1 protein-coding gene and 1 pseudogene are annotated in these 2,001 nt (G+C 73.0%); both read left to right on the top strand.

Annotated elements, in window-relative coordinates:
• A pseudogene (locus WEB03_RS13645) lies at positions 1–251 on the top strand (cobaltochelatase subunit CobN); the annotation flags it as partial.
• An 86-nt stretch (positions 252–337) separates the two neighbouring features.
• A partial coding sequence (locus WEB03_RS13640; RefSeq protein WP_368071467.1) for an ATP-binding protein occupies positions 338–2,001 on the top strand: 1,664 nt, incomplete at its 3' end.

Genomic DNA, 2,001 nt, shown 5'->3' with positions numbered 1-2,001 from the left:
CCGTCGACTACCTGTTCGGCTACGACGCGACCACCGGGGTCGTGCAGGACTGGCAATACGACACGTTGGTCGAGCGCTACGTGCTGGACCCCGAGGTCCGCGATTTCCTCGAGCGCTCGAACCCGTGGGCGTTGCGCGGGATCGCCGAACGGCTGCTGGAGGCGGCGCAACGCGGTCTTTGGGCCGACCCGGCACCCGAACGTCTCGAGCAGCTGCGCGCCGCGTACCTGGAGACTGAAGGGTTGGTCGAGGAACGTGGTGAGACCCCGGTGACGGCTGGCGCCACCGGGCGGGTAGAGGCTGGTCCGCGCGGTGGGCCCGGCGAGGAGATGTCGCGGTGACCTATCCCTTCAGCGCCATCGTCGGGCAACAGCGGCTGGTCACCGCCCTGCTGGTCGACGCCGTCGATCCGCGGATCGGCGGCGTCCTGGTCCGTGGGCACAAGGGCACCGCGAAGTCGACCGCGGTGCGCGGGCTGGCCTCGGTGCTGCCCGACATCGAGGTCGTCTCGGGCTGTGCGTTCGCGTGTCCGCCGGATGCTCCGGCCGAGCTGTGCGAGGTGTGCGACCAGCCGGGACGGACCGCCACCCGGGTGCGCACCCCGCTGGTGGAACTGCCGATCGGGGCCAGCGAGGACCGGTTGCTCGGCTCGATCGATCTGGAGCGGGCACTGGCGGACGGGGTCCGCAGCTTCGAGCCGGGCCTGCTGGCGCGGGCGCACCGCGGTGTGCTGTACGTCGACGAGGTCAACCTGCTGGACGATCACCTCGTGGACGTGCTGCTCGACGCCGCCGCCATGGGGGTCAACCACGTCGAACGGGAGGGCGTCTCGGTCCGCCACCCTGCCCGGTTCCAGCTGATCGGCACGATGAACCCCGAGGAGGGCGAGCTGCGTCCGCAGTTGCTCGACCGCTTCGGCCTGACCGTCGAGGTGGTCGCCCCGCACGATCCGACACAGCGGGCCGAGGTGGTGCGCCGCCGACTCGCCTACGAGACGGACCCGGATGCGTTCGCAGCCCGATTCGCGGACGATGAGCAGACGCTCGCGGACCGACTCATCGCCGCCCGCGAGCGCCTGCCCGCGGTGGTGCTCTCCGAGGCCTGGCTCACCCGGATCGTCGAGGTGTGTGCGGCGCTGGAGGTCGACGGGCTGCGCGCCGACATCGTCACCGCCCGGGCGTCGGTTGCTCTGGCCGCCTGGCGGGGTGCCGGTTCGGTCGCCCGCGAAGACGTCCGCACGGCATGTCTGCTCGCGCTACCGCATCGTCGTCGCCGTGGCCCGTTCGACGATCCCGGGATCGACGAGGACGAGCTCGACCGGCTGCTCGGCGGCGACGACCCGACACCTCCCGACGGCTCGGATGGTCGCGACGACGGCGCGCCGGACGGGGAACCCGACGACGATGCTGCCAGCGACGCCACCGCGCAGGACCCACCCGAGCGGTCGTCGACGCCCCGTGAGCCACAGCCGGCGGACAGCTCGGCCCAGCAGCCGTCCGACCTCGACGCGTCCGACGTCGTCGCCCCGCAGCCGACGGCCCCCGACGAAACGGACCGAGACGATGGCGGTAAGGCCGATGCTGCGGAGCGCCCGCAACCTTCCGAGGGGCAGGGCGCAGCCCCAGACGGGCGCGTGGAGCAGGCGGCGGCTGCCGGCCGGCCGGCGCTGTTGACCGTGCCGTCCACACAGATGGGCGCCGAAGGCCGTCGCAGCCCCGGTCCGAGCCGACGCGGCGCCAGTGTCGGCGCCCGGCCGCTGCGTCGCGGCGAACGGCCTCGCGGGCAGGACGTCGCGCTGGCCGCCACGCTGCGGGCCGCGGCCCCCGAACAGCGGCGACGTCGTCGCGAGGGATCCGGCCTCGTGCTGGGACGCCAGGACATCCGCCAGCACGTACGCCGCGGACGGCAGGGTTCGTTGATCGTGCTGTGCGTCGACGCTTCGGGCTCGATGGGAGCCCGCCAGCGGATGTCGGCAGTGAAAGGTGCGGTCCGGGCGCTGCT

Source organism: Nitriliruptor sp., assembly GCF_040882075.1.
In the GTDB taxonomy this organism is placed as follows: Bacteria; Actinomycetota; Nitriliruptoria; order Nitriliruptorales; family Nitriliruptoraceae; genus Nitriliruptor.
This window is presented reverse-complemented; position numbering and strand designations above follow the sequence as displayed.